Origin of the sequence: Pseudomonas sp. W5-36 (genome assembly GCF_046540455.1) — a bacterium.
Taxonomy (GTDB): Bacteria; Pseudomonadota; Gammaproteobacteria; order Pseudomonadales; family Pseudomonadaceae; genus Aquipseudomonas; species Aquipseudomonas graminis_B.
The window spans coordinates 187,849-203,300 of the sequence record NZ_JAXCIQ010000007.1 but is presented as its reverse complement, the minus strand read 5'-3'; the positions used below and the strand labels follow the sequence as shown (position 1 = coordinate 203,300).

The window sequence follows — 15,452 nt, the reverse complement described above, 5'->3', positions numbered from 1 at the left end:
GAGGGGCTCCTTCCAATAGATTTACAAATCGAGCAGCCAGCTATGCTGCGGATCGTTATGAAATTGCCAGGCGCGTTTGGGGCCGGCCATCACGTTCAGGTAATAGGATTCGTAGCCGTAAGGCACGGTGACCGGGTGATACCCCTTGGGCACCGTGACCAGGTCGTTGTTCTCCACGGCCATGGCCTGATCGATGCTGCGATCGTCGGTGTACACGCGCTGGAACACATAGCCCTGGGGCGGGTTGACCTGATGGTAATAGGTTTCTTCGAGAAAGCTCTGGTGCGGTAAATCATCTGTGTCGTGCTTGTGCGGCGGGTAGCTGGATGAGTGGCCCGAGGGCGTGCGCACCTCCACCACCAGCAACGAATGCGCGGGCTCGGAATCAGGGAGAATGTCGCAGACGTAACGGGTGTTGGCCGCCCGGCCGCGCACGCTGCGTTTCATCGTGTCGGGGGTGATGACTCGCGCCGGCAGGTCTTTGGACGCATCGCCGGGCGCCGCGCACACGGCAATCTGCACCGCGCTCAACGCCGTGACTTCGGCCTGGCTGCCCGGCGGCAGATACACCGCAAAGGGAGATTTGTCCTCGAACACGGACTGCCGATCGCCGAGGTTTTCCCAGTTGAACCCGCCCTGCCCCGGCGCCTCGCCGCTGACGCTGATGCGACCGCTGAGCAGCACCAGGCAGATTTCCTTGTCGCCCGCACTCACCGGCAGACGTTCGCCGACGCTCAATCGATGGGCGGAGAAGCCGACGTACGTCAGCACGCCGTCGGCCAGCGCGACCACGTCGCGCCCTTCGACCTTGCTCTTGACCAAGAGATTCATGTTCACAGACTCCTGTGTTCAGGCGGTTGTTGGGGCGTGCGGTGTTGTCGAGCGGAGTGATTGACCTGCGCGGCGGCCAGCAACGCGCGCAGGGTCTCGTAGCCTTTCTTTGCATAGGCATAGCTCGGCGCGACGGCCGGGTCCTGTTCCGCTTCGACCACCAGCCAGCCTTGGTAACCGGCCTGCATCAACACATCCAGCAGCGCGGCGAAATCGATGTCACCATCGCCGGGCACGGTGAAGGTGCCGTTGACGATGCAGTCCGGAAAGCTCCACAAATGGTTGCGCGCCAGTTGCACCACTGGCTTGCGCACGTCCTTGAAGTGAACGTGACAGACGCGGTCGATGTGTTTGCTCAGCACTTGAAGCGGTTCGCCGCCGCCCATGTAGCAGTGACCGGAATCGAACAGCAGGCCGACTTCATCGCCGGTCAGGGCCATCAGCGTGTCGATGTCCTCCGGCGATTCCACGTAGGCGCCCATGTGGTGGTGATAGGCCAGGCGCACGCCCTGGGACAGGGTAAACCGGGCCAGCTCGGTGAGCTTGTCGGCGTAGGCCTGCCAGGCGCTGGCGCTGTGGAAACGCGGTCGCTCGACCAATCGAATGCGCTGACCCTGAATCGAATCGGCCACTTCGCCGTAAACCAGCACCGTGGCGCCATTGTGCTTGAGCAGCTCGACGTGGCTGGCGATGGCGTCGATTTCCTCGGCCGCCGAGCGGCTGGCGAGCCGACCGGAATACCAGCCCGACACCAGCGCCAGGTCATAGGGGCGCAACACATCGGCCACGCCTTGGGCATCCTTGGGGAATTTGCCGTTGAGCTCGAAGCCTTCGTAGCCGATTTCCTTGCCCTCACCCAGCGCGGTGCTCAGGGGCGTTTCGCCGCCGAGGGCCGGGAGGTCGTCGTTGCTCCAGGAAATCGGGTTGATGCCAATTCGGATTGCAGAAGCGGGCATGGCTGCACCTTTATTGTTGTTATCTCGTTCAACTGAAAACAGAGGCCGCGGGTTCTGACGTCAGGCCCGGGCGTCGCGCCAGGATTCGATGAGGAAACCGAAATTGCTCTGCACCCGCGTGATCAGGCCCGCGTCGTCGATTTCGCCTTCCAGCCAGGCTCGGCTGGGCTCATGAAAAATCGTCCGGCCGACGGCAAAACCGCGGCAGGTGGTGCTTTTCGCCGCCTGACGAAAGCCGGCTGCCAGGGTTTCGGCGGGCGCGTTCAGCCCCAGCAACACCACGCCCCGGCAGTACGGATCGCGCTCGTGGATCAGCGCGTCGAGCTGCTCCCAGACCTCGGCGGGCTGCGACTCGATTTTCCACCAGGCCGGGTAAATGCCCAGGTTGTAGAGGCGCTTGAGGGAACGGTAGATAACGTCTGGATGGGTCGAAGGATGATCCTTGGGCGGAATAACCTCCAGCAGCAGTTCGTGACCACTGGCCAGCGCCGCCTGATACAGCCCCAGCAGTTGCGCTTCCTGTTCCAGGCGCAGCATCGGCTCGTCGTCCGGGTGGTATTGCACCAGGCACTTGATGATCTGTTCCTGAGGCCAGCTTTGCAGCGTGCTGCCCACCGAACGCCCGTGCTCGAACGCCAGCGGGCGTGAACCCTGGACTTCCACCGGGCGAGCCACCCACCAGCCGCGCCCGCTGGCGGCATTCAGTGAATCCTGACCGAAGCGCTGATCCGCCAGCACGCCGACATCGGCAGCGATCCCGCGCGTGTGCAAATCGGCCTCGACCCGCGCGACCGCTTGCACGAACAACTGCTTGAGCTGGCCGATACAGGCCGGATCGCGCCCGGCCTTTTGCGCCAGCTCCACCAGTTGCCCGCGGTGATCGAAGGCGAAGATGAACAGCGGCTGCCATTCGCGACGGGGCACGCTGACCCGGTGCAGGCGCTGCAGCACCGCGTCCTGATCGGGTCGGGTAATCGCCACCGGGCTGTTGAACAGATATTCCAGTTCGACCAGCGTCGGCATGGCCGGCGCGCACGCATGCCGCGACACCACCAGACCGCCGCAGGCATTCGCCAACTGGCAGCAGCGCTCATCGCTCTCGTCGTTGAGCCAACCCTTGAGAAAGCCGGACATAAACGCATCGCCTGCGCCCAGCACATTCAGCACTTCCACGCGCACGCCGGGGTAGATCGCGCCGTCTTCCAGCCTTGCCGGAATCGCGCCGTGAATCACCGTGCAGCCTTGTGGCCCAAGCTTCACCACCAGGGTCGCGGCACTGAGTTCGCGGACCCGACGCAGGGCGCTGAGCAAATCGGTCGTGCCACCGGCGATGAGGAATTCTTCTTCGGTGCCGACGATCAGGTCGAAGCGCGGCAGGATGCGCTGCACGTGCTGGCTGACGGTGTCGTTGGCGACAAAGCGCGTCTCGCCGTCAGCCTTGCCGGCCAGGCCCCAGAGCACCGGGCGGTAATCGATATCGAGGACGCGTCGGACGTGGTGTTTTTCGGCGTAGTCCAGCGCCTGACTGCTGGCGCGGAACACCTGATCGGTGGAGAAATGTGTGCCGGTGATCAACAGCGCCTTGCTGGAGGCGATCTGCGCTTCGTCGATGTCTTCCGGTTGCAGCGCCATGTCGGCGCAGTTCTCGCGGTAGAACACCAGCGGAAAGGTTTCGCGGTCCTTGATGCCGAGCAGGACCATGGCGGTCAGGCGTTCGGCGTCGACCTTGACGCCGCTGACGTCGCAGCCTTCCCGCGCCAGGGACTCCACCAGAAAACGGCCCATGTGGTCGTCGCCAACGCGGGTCAGCATGGCGGATTTCACACCCAACCGTGCGGTGCCAAACGCGATGTTGGCGGAGGAGCCGCCGAGGTATTTGGCGAAACTGCTGACGTCCTCCAGGCGCGCGCCGATCTGCTGCGCGTAGAGATCGACACCCAGGCGCCCGAGACAAATCACGTCCAGCTGACGCCCAGTGGCAAAACGAGTCTGGCCCATGCCGGCCCCTCTTCTTTTATTGTTATGGATTTGAGTGCTGATGCTCTTGCCTGCGAAACCGATGCTTGCAAGCGAGTTCGTGGATGCAGACTAGAACGGCGCCGGGCCTTGATCAATGAATTTTTCTAAATTATTTTCAGGTGGAATATTTATTCCACTTTGCATTGCGGGTCACAGCCTGCAAAACTGGCCGCCTGTCTTCCCGGACAATCCGCCACGCCACCATCCGCCAAAGGATTTGCACGTATGTCCAGCCTCGATCAGCCAGGCGCGCCCGATAACGGAGCCGACGGCGAAACGCCCGTCACCGCCGCGCCGGAGACCGCCGATGCCCTGCTCAAGCTGATCACGGCCGAATACGAGAGCCTGCCGCGCCAGCTCAAACGCATCGCCAGCTACATGAGCCAGCAGAGCGACCGGATCATGGTCGACCGCATCAGCGACATCGCCCGGGAATGCGAGGTGCATCCTTCGGCCATTGTGCGGTTCTCCCAGCGCTTCGGCTTCAGTGGGTTCAGCGAAATGCAAGCGCTGTTTCGCGAGGCCTACACCCACAAAACCACCCCGGTGCAGAACTACCAGCAACGTATTCGCAGCATGATCGCCAACAAATCGCAGAAGGCCAGCGCCGGCGACCTGGCCCGCGAATGCGTGAACGCCACACTGTCGGGGCTGGAGCGGCTGGCGCTGGAACTGGACGACGAAGCGTTCGAGAAAGCCGTGGACCTGGTGGTCAACGCCGACAACATCTACGTGGTCGGGGTACGACGCTCCTTCGCCGTTGCCGACTATCTGGTCTACAACCTGCAGCACACCAATAAGCGCATCCACCTGATTTCCGGCCTCGGCGGCAGTTACCGCGAGCAGATGCGCAGCGTGCGCGCCAATGACCTGGTAATCGCCATCAGCTTCACGCCCTACGGCAAAGAAACCCAGCACTGTCTGCGCATCGCCCAGCATCATCAGGCCAAGACCTTGATCATTACTGACAGCAATCTGTCGCCCCTGGCCAAGCGCGCCAACGCCGTGCTGCTGGTCAACGAAGGCAGCTCGTTCGCGTTTCGTTCGCTCAGCGCTACGTTGTGTTTGTGTCAGGCACTGTTCATTGCCGTGGCCTATCGACTGGAGCTGAAGGTGGACGAGATCTCCGAGCAGGCCGGTTTCGACGATTAACTGGCAGCCTTGTACAAACCCGACGAGCTGTATAACTTTGGCATAGCTTTTTAACATCACCTGCGTGATTATCCGCTGCACTGCACAGGGAACACGCATCTGAGCTGACTCTCGCTCGCACGGTCATGGACCTGGACCCTCGCCTCTCCACCTGCGTGAGCCGCCATCATGTTTTTCGACTCGTCCAAGAATAAAATCATCCAGGACCTGCAGCTGACCGTCGCCCATCAGGCCAGTCTGCTGGAAGCGATCAATCGCTCGATGGCCAGCATCGAGTTCGATCTGAACGGTATGGTGCTCAAGGCAAACGACAACTTCCTCAACACCATGCGCTACCGGCCCGAGCAGGTCATCGGTAAAGAGCACCGCATGTTCTGCACCCCGGAACACGGGCGCAGCCCTGAGTACGCTCAGTTGTGGTCACGTTTGCGCAGCGGCGAGTTTGTGACCGCGACGTTCCAGCGTGTCGCCGGCGACGGCAGCACGGTGTGGCTGGAGGCCAGTTACAACCCGGTCAGGGATTCGGACGGCAAGGTCATCCGGGTGGTCAAGTACGCCATGGACGTGACCGCCAAGCTTCAGGCCGAGAGCGAAACCCACAACAAGTTGCAGGCCATCGACCGCGCCATGGCGGTGATTGAGTTCGACCTGGACGGCACGATCATCGCGGCCAACGATAACCTCTTGCGTTTGTTGGGCTACAGCCGGCAGGAGTTGTTGGGCAAAAGCCACAAGATGCTCTGCCCGCCTGAGTTCAGCAACAGCGCCGATTATCAGGACTTCTGGCGTCGGTTGAACAAGGGTGAGTTTTTCAGCGATCAGTTCAAGCGCGTCGGCAAGCAGGGCCGAACGCTCTGGCTGGAGGCGTCCTATAACCCGGTGTATGACGCCAGCGGCAAGCTGTGGAAGGTGGTGAAGTTTGCGTCGGATGTGACCGCGCGTATTCAGAAGCACGAGGAGGATTCCCAGAGTGCTGCGCAGGCCTATCACATTTCGGTGCAGACGCAGAAATACGCTGAGCAAGGCACGCAGGTGATTCAGCAGGCGGCCAGTGAGATGCGTCAGATTTCGCAGAATATCGATGATTCGTCGCGGATCATCGGTCAGTTGGGTGAGCGCTCGGAGCAGATTACGGCGATCGTGAACACGATTCGCAGTATTGCGGATCAGACGAATCTGTTGGCGTTGAATGCGGCGATCGAGGCGGCCCGGGCCGGCGATCAGGGCCGTGGGTTTGCGGTGGTGGCCGATGAGGTTCGGCAACTGGCGGGTCGTACGAGTCGGTCGACGCAGGAGATTTCGGAGATGATTCAGGTGATTCAGACTGAGACGCGTCAGGCGATTGTGAGTATGGACAATACGCGGAGTACGGCGGTGAAGGGTGTGGATCTGGCGGATCAGGCGGGGGCTGCGATTGTGCAGATCAGTTCGGGGACGAATGATGCGGTGGATGCCGTCAAAATGTTCGCTGGGCGGGATTGATCTTTGAGATCAAGATCAAGATCAAGATCTAGGGTGTCTGCCTGGGGGCAGACTGTTTCGCCTTCGGCGAGTTACTTGGAAAAGCACCCCAAGTAACCAAGGGTGCTTGCTCCTGATTGGGCCCTTCCTTCGTCAGGGTACCCTCACTCCGACGACGCTCCGTGGGCCCGCGCCGAACGGACATCCATGTCCTGACGGCGCTCTCGCCGCATCCATGCGGCTCGGCCCACTCCGCGTCGTCTGCGTTCGGCCTGCACCCAAGTCGCGATTGGCGGTGTTTGAGCTTTTTGTATACGAAGGTCAAAAGCAGATCAAAAGCTTCCCGCCTGAAGCCGGTCCTACAGTCAGAGCCGATGTTTGAGGGGGACTGATTTATTTACAACGCTTCACCGTAAATTAATCTGTCCCCAACCTGCAATCTGTCCCCTACCTTTCCAGATCGATGTTTGAGGGGACTGATTTATTTACAACGCTTCACCGTAAATTAATCTGTCCCCGACCTGCAATCTGTCCCCGACCTGCCCCAGATAGTCGATCTCCTCTCCTACAACTGCCCTTCGTTCTTGCTGCGCATGGCCTTGGCCCGTTTCTCCAAAACCACATACACCACCAGCGCAATCATCAGCGGGATGAGGAAGTAGATCACGCGATAGCCAATCAGCGCGGCCAGCAGTTGGCCTTTGCTGAATTGGTGTTGCATCAGTGTGATGAACACCGTTTCAAGCACGCCAAGTCCCGCAGGGATGTGGGCGATGACGCCGGCGATGCTGCTGATGAGCAGGATCCCGAGCACCGCCGGGTAGAAGGCTTTTTCCGGCAGCAGCACGTAGATCAGCAGCGCCATCAGTCCCCAGTTCAGCGCGCCCAGCAGGGCTTGGCGCAGTGCCTGGTTCAGCGAGGGCAGAACAAGCTGTTGCTTGCGGACGGTCCAGGTGCGCTTTTTCGAGAAGCGGCAGGCCAAAAAATACGCCAGGCAGACGGCCAGCAAGACAAAGCCGATCAGTTGCAGCGTGGTGTCGCCAATCTTCCAGCCTTCGGGCAGGTCGACGAAGTCCCCGGCGAACACGAAACCGGCCAGGAGCATGTAGCCCAGCCAGTTGGTGATCAGGCTCAGGCTGAGGATGCGGGTGATAGTCGGCACGTCCAGCCCCAGGCGCGAATACAGGCGATAGCGAAGCGCAATGCCGCCAACCCAGGAACTCAGGTTGAGGTTGAAGGCGTAGCAAACGAAGGTCACGGGGATGATCTGCTTGACCGCCAATTTGTGTTCGGTGTAGCGCCGGGCCAGGACGTCGAAGCAGCAATACGTCAGGTAACTGCCTGCCGCGATAACGAAGCCCAGCGCCAGGGTGCTGAGCTTGTAGGACTCCAGCGCGTGCATCACCTCGTTCCAGTCGAGGTTCTTCATCAGGGTGAACAGCAGCACCGGCACCGCGATGAAGAAGAACAGCGTGAAGACGCGCTTGGCCCACGTCAGCCACGGACGATTCTTGCCCGCGTCGGCCGGTTTCTGCTCGTGAGTGGAAGCTTGGGAGACACCGGTCATAGGGATTTCTCCTGATCGGCCGGCAGCTCGTTTTTGAGCGCGGCGGCTTCCGGCAGGGTTTCAGGCGCGCGCAGGGGTTTCAGGCGTGGACCGTGCACCGGGAACAGGCCGGCAATGGCCGGGAAGTGCCGAAGGAAGTGGAAGCTGAGGAAGATCATCGGCGCACGCCACCACTGCCCTTTCGCCAGGCCCTTGAGGTTGACCTGTTTGCTGTGGGCCACGGCGAGGTCTCGCAGGTGTTCGTGCAAGCGCTGGTTCAAGGCGTGGTCGCGGATGAACAGGTTGGCTTCCAGGTTCAGCGCGAGGCTCAGCGGGTCGAGGTTGCTCGAGCCCACCGTTGACCACTCGTGGTCGATCAACGCGACCTTGCCGTGCAGCGCCCGCTGTTTGTATTCGTGGATGATCACCCCTTCGCGCAGCAGCCAGGTGTAGGTCAGACGCGAGCACACGCGCACAAATGGCATGTCCGGCTGGCCCTGGAGGATCAGCGTGACTTTCACCCCGCGTCGGGCCGCATTGCGCAGTTCACGCAGGAACCGGTAGCTGGGGAAGAAGTAGGCGTTGGCGATGGTGATGCGCTGAGTCGCGTTGCGCATCGCCAGCAGGTATTGCTCTTCGATGTCGGTGGTGTGATTACGGTTGTCGCGTTCGGCGAGAAGCATGCGCGCGCTGCCGGCCTGACGCGTCACCGGCTTGAGCGGCGTGAAAGTCTTGCGCACCGCGGGGCCGAGCATGCCCAGCGTCGAGCGATAAATGTCGGCGACAATCGGCCCGCGCACCAGCACCGCGTAGTCCTGCTTGGCGGTGATGCCGGTGTCGGCCATGTGGTCGACGCTGTAGTTGATCCCGCCCATGAACGACGTTTCGCCGTCGATCACGACCACTTTGCGGTGCAGGCGCCGGAACAGGTTGGTGCGCATGCCCATAAGCTTGGGGCGCGGGTCGAACAGCTGAATCTGCACGCCGGCCTCGATCATCTTGCTGACGAACGCCGTGCTCAGGTCGCTGGTGCCGTAGTCGTCCACCGTGATAATCACGCGAACGCCACGGCTGGCCGCTTCGATCACGGCCTGCTGCAAACCCTCGCCGACGCGGTCTTCGAAGATGATGAAGGTCTCGATCAGCACCTCTTCGCGCGCCGCACGAATGGCGTCGAACACCCGGGCGAAAAAGTCTTCGCCATTGATCAACAACTCTACCGAGTTGCCGTCCCGCCAAAGGCCACACATGGCGCCCATCGCTCTCATACCCCTCATAGCGTTACCTCCACCGCCAACGGCGCATGATCGGAAAGGTGCGACCAGGGACGATTGGACATCACCCTGGGCGACCGGATGTGCGCGTTGCGCACGTAAATACGGTCCAGGCGCAACAACGGAAAGCGCGCCGGAAAACTCTTCGCCGGCGCCCCAAATGATTCAACAAAGACCTCGCGCAGCCCGGCAGGATTCAACACGCCATCGGCCTTCTGCCGCCAATCGTTAAAATCCCCCGCCACAATCACTGGCGCATTGGACGGCAACCGACCCACCAGATCAGCGAGCAATTTCAGCTGCTGCTGGCGATGAACCTCTTTCAGGCCCAGGTGCACGCACACCGCATGCAGCTCGCCGAAATGCGGCACGTCCAGCACGCAATGGAGCAGGCCGCGTTCTTCGGTGCCGTGGATCGAGATGTCGAGGTTTTCGTGGCGAATAATCGGGTACTTGGACAGCAGCGCATTACCGTGGTGACCATGGGGGTACACGGCATTGCGGCCGTAGGCGAAATCTTTCCACATGCTGTCGGCGAGGAATTCGTACTGCGACGTGGTCGGCCAGTTTTTCACGTTCTGCGCGTGGTCCTGATGCTCGCCGTGGACTTCCTGCAGGAACACGATATCGGCGGACACCGTACGCACCGCGTCGCGCAGCTCCGGCAGGATGAAGCGTTTATTGAGGAAACCGAAGCCCATGTGCATGTTCATGGTCAGCACATTAAGCGTGACCGACGTCGACGCGCTTTGTCGTCGGCCGTGGAGTTCTTCGGGGATCAGGGCACTGGTCACAACGTGGCTCCATGCAAATCGCCTGGCGCAACTTCCAGGTTTTCAGTGAGATTGAAACGCTCAAGCAACCGGCGCGCGTCGTAGGGCGCGCGGACCTTGATGTCGTTATCGAAGTAGCAATAGACGTCGCGGGATTTCCGCGCCCGGGGCGCTTTGTCCACGATCAGTTGAGCATCCCTGGGCTGCGCGCCCCGCTGCCACGCGTCGATGCGGTCGCCCCAGTGCTTGATCGCCTCGTCGGAATAGCCGCTGGCATAGAGTTCCTTGTCGCCATGCAGTCGCACGTAGACGAAGTCGGTGGCGAGGTCTTCGACGTGGGGCCACTTGCCGGCGGTGTCCGCGACCACCAGCGCGACCTTGTACTTGCGCAGCAGCGCGACAAAGGCCGGCACCTTAAAGCTTTCGTGGCGGATTTCAACGGCGTGCCGCAGCTTCAGGCGGGGCGGAATGTCCAGATAACCCGGCTGCTGCAACCGCTCGGCGCACTTGCTGGCACAGGCCTTGGCGGCTTTACCGTCGTGGGGCAGCAGTTTCAGAAAATGCTCGAAGCGCTCGGCTTCGAATGTGAAGTTGGGCGCAAACTGCCAGAGGATCGGGCCCAGCTTTTCCTTGAGCTGGAAAATACCGGAGGCGAAGAAATTGGCGACGGGCTCGTCGATCTCTTTGAGGCGGCGGACATGGGTGATATAGCGCGGGCCCTTGACGCTGAAGACGAAGCCTTTCGGCGCCTCGTCGTACCAGCGCGCGTACAGGTCGGGAGACTGCAGCGAATAGAACGAGCCATTGATTTCGATGCTGTTCACGGCTCTGGAGGCGAATTTCAACTCGTTTTTCTGCGTCAGGCCGACGGGATAGAAATCCCCGCGCCAAGGGGTGTAACGCCAGCCTGAAATGCCGATACGAATGTCGCCCATGCCTGTGCTCTCTCATGTCCCGCCGCGGCACCTGCCCCGACGCTTGTGAACTAGAGATAAGAAGCTTGAGAACGTGGCAGGTTCCCTGGCTTTTTGCCGGTGTTAGGGCGCAGATTGCCGCAGGCTGCACGGACGCCAGTGCTCATGACTCGACCGTGGCCCTTTTGATCTTTTCCCGGGCGCCGCAAATATTCATCTGGCACCAGCGACGGCGGCCGTTTTTCGACGTATCGAGAAACAGCCAGTCGCAATCCGGCGTGGCGCAGGCCTTGAGACGCGTCAGATCACTGGTGGTCAGCAGCGCCGCTGCCTGCACCGCGAGACGACCGATGAAACCGGCCGTCATCGAGCCAAGATCATCGCCCACACGCCAGCGCCAGATCACGCCCGCAGGCGTCAGCACCAGCAAACGCTGGCCAGCGGTGTCCATGAGTGCCTGATTCAACGCATCCAGGCTGGACGTGCCAGACCCTTGGCCCAGCGCCACGGGCAGCAGCAACCGATACAACGCTTCGCGGAAATCGATTAACTGTCCAAATGCCGTCATCGTGTGCCAGGACGAATCCTGTACCAGCGCGACGAAGTGCTGATGCTCCTGATCGTCGATCAGCCCGGCGTGGTGAAACCAGTGGACGATGTCCTCCAGGTTGCCCAGCTTGTCGACGACCTCCCGCAACCCCGTGCCCGGCCGACGGCCGTCACAGGTATTGAGGTAATCCAGCACCGCAGCCCCGCCGACGAGACGGATGGCGTTGATCTTCAGCTGTCCGATAGACATTGCCTGCCCTCAGTTTGAAGCGATGAGGGAATGATGGCAGAGAAGTGAGGGGGTGCTGAAGCTTCGGACGGTCGTGGGATGCGTGTTGATACCACTGAGACCCGCCAGACGCCTCAGGCCGTCCCTCCCAACTGAGCAAGACTCGCCGCCAGTTCGCTTTTGCGGAACGGTTTGGTCAGGCGCGGCAAATCCGGGTCGAGCCCTTCATGTTCGGCATACCCCGAGACCAGCAGGATCGCCGTCCCGGGCCGGGCGTTTCGGACGCGTCTGGCCAGGTCGGTGCCACTGATGCCCGGCATGAGGTGGTCGGTGACGATCAGATCGACAGGCTGCCCGGTGCCCAACAACTGCAAGGCTTCTTCGCCGGACGAGGCTTCGATCACGCGATAACCCAGATCGGCCAGCATGTACGCTGTACTGGCGCGCACCAGGTCTTCATCGTCGACCAGCAGCGCGATCCCGCGCAGGGAGCGTCGGTCCGGGGCCTCGTCGATACGCAACGCCACCGCCGGCACGGTCATGCTGCGCGGCAGCCACAGCTCCACGTTCGTCCCGAGCCCCGGCGAGCTCTGGATCGTCAGCGCGCCGTTGAGCTGGGACGCCAGGCCATGCACCATCGACAGCCCAAGCCCCGTGCCTTTACCGACGCCCTTGGTGGAAAAGAACGGTTCCACCGCCCGGGCGAGCGTGGACGCATCCATGCCAATGCCGGTGTCCGCAACGGACAGACAGAGGTAGTCACCGGTCGGCAGCCTGGAACGGTGGCCGGTGCACACCCATTCGGCACTCGCCGAAATCCTCATCGTGCCGCCTTCGAGCATGGCGTCCCGCGCGTTCACGGAAAGATTGAGAAGCGCCATCTCGAGCTGATTCGGGTCTGCGATGGCGGCGGGCAGATCAGGCGGGGCATCGACGACGACCCGGATTTGCGGCCCGGTGGTGCTGGCGACGAGATCGCCCATGCCGTTCACCAGTTTCGCCACGTCGACCGACACCGGCTGCAGCGGCTGACGGCGCGCAAAAGCCAACAACCGCTGCACGAGTGTCCTGGCGCGATCGGCCGATTGCACGGCGCCGGAGATCAACCGCTGCTCACGTTCGCCGCCCACGCCTTTGCGCTGGAGCATGTCGAGGGTGCCGACGATCGGGGTGAGCAGGTTGTTGAAGTCATGGGCGACGCCGCCGGTCAGCTGACCCATGGCCTCCATCTTCTGACTCTGGCGCAACGCCTCCTGGACTTCTTCGCGCTCGGCGATGGCTTTGGCAATCCGCACTTCCAGCGTGGCATTGAGTTCGCGCAGCCCCTCCTCGGCATCCTTGCGGGCCGTGACTTCAACCACCGTGCCGGTGACGCGCAAGCAACGGCCGGCGGCATCGAACACGCCCCGCCCCTTGGCGGCCACCCAGCGAATCACACCATCGTCTCTGCCGACGGTGCGGTAGTCGACGTCATACAGCGCGCGGCGTTCGGGGTCGCTGGCCGCCGTAAAGGCTTCGATCGTCGCGTCCCGGTCCTCCGGATGCAAGCCGTCATAAAAGTCTTGAATCGTGACCCGCACATCAGCCGGGATGCCGAACATTGCTTTGGTTCTGGGCGGCCAGATCAACGCGTCGTGGACGATGTCCACGTCCCAGAAACCGATATCGGCGTGTTCGACGGCAAGGCGCAGGCGCTCTTCGCTCTCGCGCATCCGCATCTCGGCGCCCACACGCTCGACATGCGCCCAGCAGCGCTCGACCACTTCCCTGACCAGCAGGACTTCAGCGGGCAACCAGTCGCGAGGCTGATCTTGATGAACCGCCATCATGGCCGTCAGCCGGCCATTCTTGACCAGCGGGCAGCAGATGATCGCGTCGATGCCAATCCCGCGGAAGGTCTCCAGGCCTTCGCCGGGACCGAGTTCTGCAACGGCATCGCGCACAATCAGGGTTCGGCCTTCGCGCATGTCAGCCGCCGTCCGCGGGCCGAAAAGATCGAGGCTGTAGGCGCCGACCGAGCTCTGAATGCCAGCCGCGTTGTAGTCGCTGCGAATCCAGAAGCGGTCATGGTCGATGTCGACATCTGCGTAGGCGCAGCGCGACACGTTGAGCCTGCGCCCGAGCAACTCGGTCGCCGCGAGCATCGCGTCTTCGGCCCGGCGGATGTTGAAAAGGCGGTTGTCGAGTTCATCAAAAAAGCTCAGCCGCGCCGCGCTCTCTTGCAGCGCCGCCTCCGCCTGATGCTCGGCCGTGCGGTCGCGGAAGATCTTCACGAAGCCGCCCTGATCCGTTGCCAGCGGCATCATCAAACCCGAGCCCCAGAAGCGCGCGCCGTGTTTATCGACGTGCCAACGTTCGTTGACGGCGCGCCCCTGCTCCATGGCGAGTTCGAGCTCGGCTTGAAAGACCCGTTCGATCTGGTCCGAATCGGTGTAGAAGAGATCACCGTCGCGGCCCATGACTTCATCGGCGCAGTAACCGACGATGCGCTGGGCGCCGATGTTCCAACCGGTGACGGCCCCCCGCCCATCGAAGGTGATGATCGCGAAGTCCTCGGCGCCTTCGACTATCTGCCGGTAGCGCACCTCACTGCTGCGAATGGCGGCCTCAGCGCGCGCACGGTGCACGACCAGTCCCACCGTTTTGACCACGAAATCGCCGATCTCGATATCCGCCGTCAAGGGCTCGCGCCGCTCGGTGTGATACATGGTAAAAGTGCCGAGCATGGCGCCCTGCGCCGAACGGATCGGAATCGCCCCACAAACGTGCAACCCGTGTCCGACGGCAAGCGCCCTGAATTGGGCCCAGTGAGGGTGGTCCACGATGTCGGACACCGCCGTCCGCGAGTTCGGAACCGTCGCGGTTGTGCTGGAGCCTGAACCTGCGCCGACACTGATGTGTGCGGCAGCCTCGATAAATGCAAGGGGAAGGTTGGGCCCGGCGCAATGCTGCAGCTGGCTGCCCTCCTCGTTCAGGAGCAGGATGCTGCCCAGAAAACAGGATGGCGACAGCGCCTCCACCTCGCGGACGATCGCGTCCAGCGCGGTGTTCAGCGGTGTTTCTTCAACAGCCAGTTCAAGGATACGGTTCTGGGCGGCCCCGAGTGCAGCCGCGCGATTGCGGGCCTGGGTCAGGCGCGCATTCTCGATGGCGATGGTTGCCAGCCGCGCCAGACTTTCCAGGCGTTTGACCGTGTCGTCATCGTGACTGCGGACCTGCGACCAATAGGCGCCCAGCGCCGCGACCGGCACTGGCCGACCGATGGGTGCCATAACAAGGCTACGCACAAAGGTCGGCGCGTAGATGTCTTGCGAGATGCGTGGATCGAGCCGGACGTCACGGATCGCAATCGTCTCGCCGCGGTGCATGACCCACCCGGAAACACAGTGGTCAGCCGGAAAGGTCTGGCCCTGCCACAGCGCAGAGACCGCATCTTCGGCTATGTAAGAACACCGTCCTTCGTCCTGAATCACCACCGCAATGCCATCCGCGCCGAGCGTGGCACGCGCCACGTCTCGCAGCACGGCGACGACCTCGTCCACGGATCCCGCCATGACGAGCCGTTCACTGGCACTCAGCACATGAGACAGGCGCTCATCGCCGCTGGGGTCGACTGGAACAGTAGTCACACGGATCTCCCGACATCGCCACGGCATCAACATCCCGCAGACTGGTTCGAACTGGACAGGGCCAAAGCGGCATTGTATCGGGTAACCCTTCGCCCTCGACACGGCTCGATTCGGCTTTC

The 15,452-nt window shown here is 62.0% G+C and carries 11 protein-coding genes and 1 pseudogene; 3 read left to right on the top strand and 9 right to left on the bottom strand.

Translation table 11 applies throughout. The features are described 5' to 3' along the window. Positions 1 to 21 precede the first annotated feature (21 nt). From iolB to SLW74_RS14880, 3 genes are read right to left on the bottom strand one after another with little or no spacing between them, the layout of a single operon-like run. Positions 22 to 831 (bottom strand): 5-deoxy-glucuronate isomerase, encoded by an 810-nt coding sequence (iolB, locus tag SLW74_RS14890; RefSeq protein WP_410929343.1) that lies wholly within the window; start codon positions 829 to 831, stop codon positions 22 to 24. Positions 832 to 833: 2 nt separating this feature from the next. Continuing rightward, entirely contained in the window at positions 834 to 1,787 is a 954-nt protein-coding gene (gene iolE, locus SLW74_RS14885) for a myo-inosose-2 dehydratase (protein ID WP_410929342.1), read from the bottom strand. Between the two features lie 60 nt (positions 1,788 to 1,847). Then, the gene (locus SLW74_RS14880) at positions 1,848 to 3,785 is read right to left on the bottom strand and encodes a bifunctional 5-dehydro-2-deoxygluconokinase/5-dehydro-2-deoxyphosphogluconate aldolase (RefSeq protein WP_410929341.1); all 1,938 of its coding nucleotides are present in this window, start codon (positions 3,783 to 3,785) and stop codon (positions 1,848 to 1,850) included. 246 nt (positions 3,786 to 4,031) lie between these two features. On the opposite strand from SLW74_RS14880, the gene SLW74_RS14875 reads away from it, so the two are divergent. The 3 genes and pseudogenes from SLW74_RS14875 to SLW74_RS14865 all read left to right on the top strand — a co-directional run bounded on the left by SLW74_RS14875 (position 4,032) and on the right by SLW74_RS14865 (position 6,440). Further along, a complete protein-coding gene (locus tag SLW74_RS14875; protein WP_296311100.1) occupies positions 4,032 to 4,958 on the top strand; it encodes a MurR/RpiR family transcriptional regulator in 927 nt (308 codons plus the stop codon). 168 nt (positions 4,959 to 5,126) lie between these two features. Next, positions 5,127 to 5,903 (top strand): annotated as a pseudogene (locus tag SLW74_RS14870) (PAS domain-containing protein); the annotation flags it as partial. Next, positions 5,889 to 6,440: a methyl-accepting chemotaxis protein gene (locus SLW74_RS14865; RefSeq protein WP_410929382.1), complete on the top strand. Its 552-nt coding sequence runs from the start codon at positions 5,889 to 5,891 to the stop codon at positions 6,438 to 6,440. The pseudogene SLW74_RS14870 and the gene SLW74_RS14865, both read left to right, overlap by 15 nt. A gap of 544 nt (positions 6,441 to 6,984) precedes the next feature. Here the strand turns inward: SLW74_RS14865 and SLW74_RS14860 are convergent. From SLW74_RS14860 to SLW74_RS14835, 6 genes are all read right to left on the bottom strand, one after another. Continuing rightward, positions 6,985 to 7,986, bottom strand: a complete 1,002-nt coding sequence (locus tag SLW74_RS14860) for a lysylphosphatidylglycerol synthase domain-containing protein (RefSeq protein WP_410929340.1) — start codon at positions 7,984 to 7,986, stop codon at positions 6,985 to 6,987. Further along, a complete protein-coding gene (gene clsB / locus SLW74_RS14855) occupies positions 7,983 to 9,215 on the bottom strand; it encodes a cardiolipin synthase ClsB (protein WP_410929339.1) in 1,233 nt (410 codons plus the stop codon). The genes SLW74_RS14860 and clsB overlap by 4 nt, the downstream gene beginning before the upstream one ends. Before the next feature lie 23 nt (positions 9,216 to 9,238). Continuing rightward, positions 9,239 to 10,033 (bottom strand): endonuclease/exonuclease/phosphatase family protein, encoded by a 795-nt coding sequence (locus SLW74_RS14850; RefSeq protein WP_410929338.1) that lies wholly within the window; start codon positions 10,031 to 10,033, stop codon positions 9,239 to 9,241. Continuing rightward, positions 10,030 to 10,947: a DUF72 domain-containing protein gene (locus SLW74_RS14845; RefSeq protein ID WP_410929337.1), complete on the bottom strand. Its 918-nt coding sequence runs from the start codon at positions 10,945 to 10,947 to the stop codon at positions 10,030 to 10,032. The genes SLW74_RS14850 and SLW74_RS14845 overlap by 4 nt, the downstream gene beginning before the upstream one ends. A gap of 142 nt (positions 10,948 to 11,089) precedes the next feature. Then, entirely contained in the window at positions 11,090 to 11,725 is a 636-nt protein-coding gene (locus SLW74_RS14840) for a CGNR zinc finger domain-containing protein (RefSeq protein ID WP_410929336.1), read from the bottom strand. Positions 11,726 to 11,838: 113 nt separating this feature from the next. Beyond that, a complete protein-coding gene (locus SLW74_RS14835) occupies positions 11,839 to 15,258 on the bottom strand; it encodes a PAS domain S-box protein (RefSeq protein WP_410929381.1) in 3,420 nt (1,139 codons plus the stop codon). Positions 15,259 to 15,452: the final 194 nt, after the last annotated feature.

What these genes read in the sequence shown, in the direction of transcription:
- iolB (WP_410929343.1), bottom strand. Translation starts at nt 831, where the DNA reads ATGAATCTCTTGGTCAAGAGCAAGGTCGAAGGGCGCGACGTGGTCGCG.
- iolE (WP_410929342.1), bottom strand. Translation starts at nt 1,787, where the DNA reads ATGCCCGCTTCTGCAATCCGAATTGGCATCAACCCGATTTCCTGGAGC.
- SLW74_RS14880 (WP_410929341.1), bottom strand. Translation starts at nt 3,785, where the DNA reads ATGGGCCAGACTCGTTTTGCCACTGGGCGTCAGCTGGACGTGATTTGT.
- SLW74_RS14875 (WP_296311100.1), top strand. Translation starts at nt 4,032, where the DNA reads ATGTCCAGCCTCGATCAGCCAGGCGCGCCCGATAACGGAGCCGACGGC.
- SLW74_RS14860 (WP_410929340.1), bottom strand. Translation starts at nt 7,986, where the DNA reads ATGACCGGTGTCTCCCAAGCTTCCACTCACGAGCAGAAACCGGCCGAC.
- clsB (WP_410929339.1), bottom strand. Translation starts at nt 9,215, where the DNA reads ATGTGTGGCCTTTGGCGGGACGGCAACTCGGTAGAGTTGTTGATCAAT.
- SLW74_RS14845 (WP_410929337.1), bottom strand. Translation starts at nt 10,947, where the DNA reads ATGGGCGACATTCGTATCGGCATTTCAGGCTGGCGTTACACCCCTTGG.
- SLW74_RS14840 (WP_410929336.1), bottom strand. Translation starts at nt 11,725, where the DNA reads ATGTCTATCGGACAGCTGAAGATCAACGCCATCCGTCTCGTCGGCGGG.
- SLW74_RS14835 (WP_410929381.1), bottom strand. Translation starts at nt 15,258, where the DNA reads ATGGCGGGATCCGTGGACGAGGTCGTCGCCGTGCTGCGAGACGTGGCG.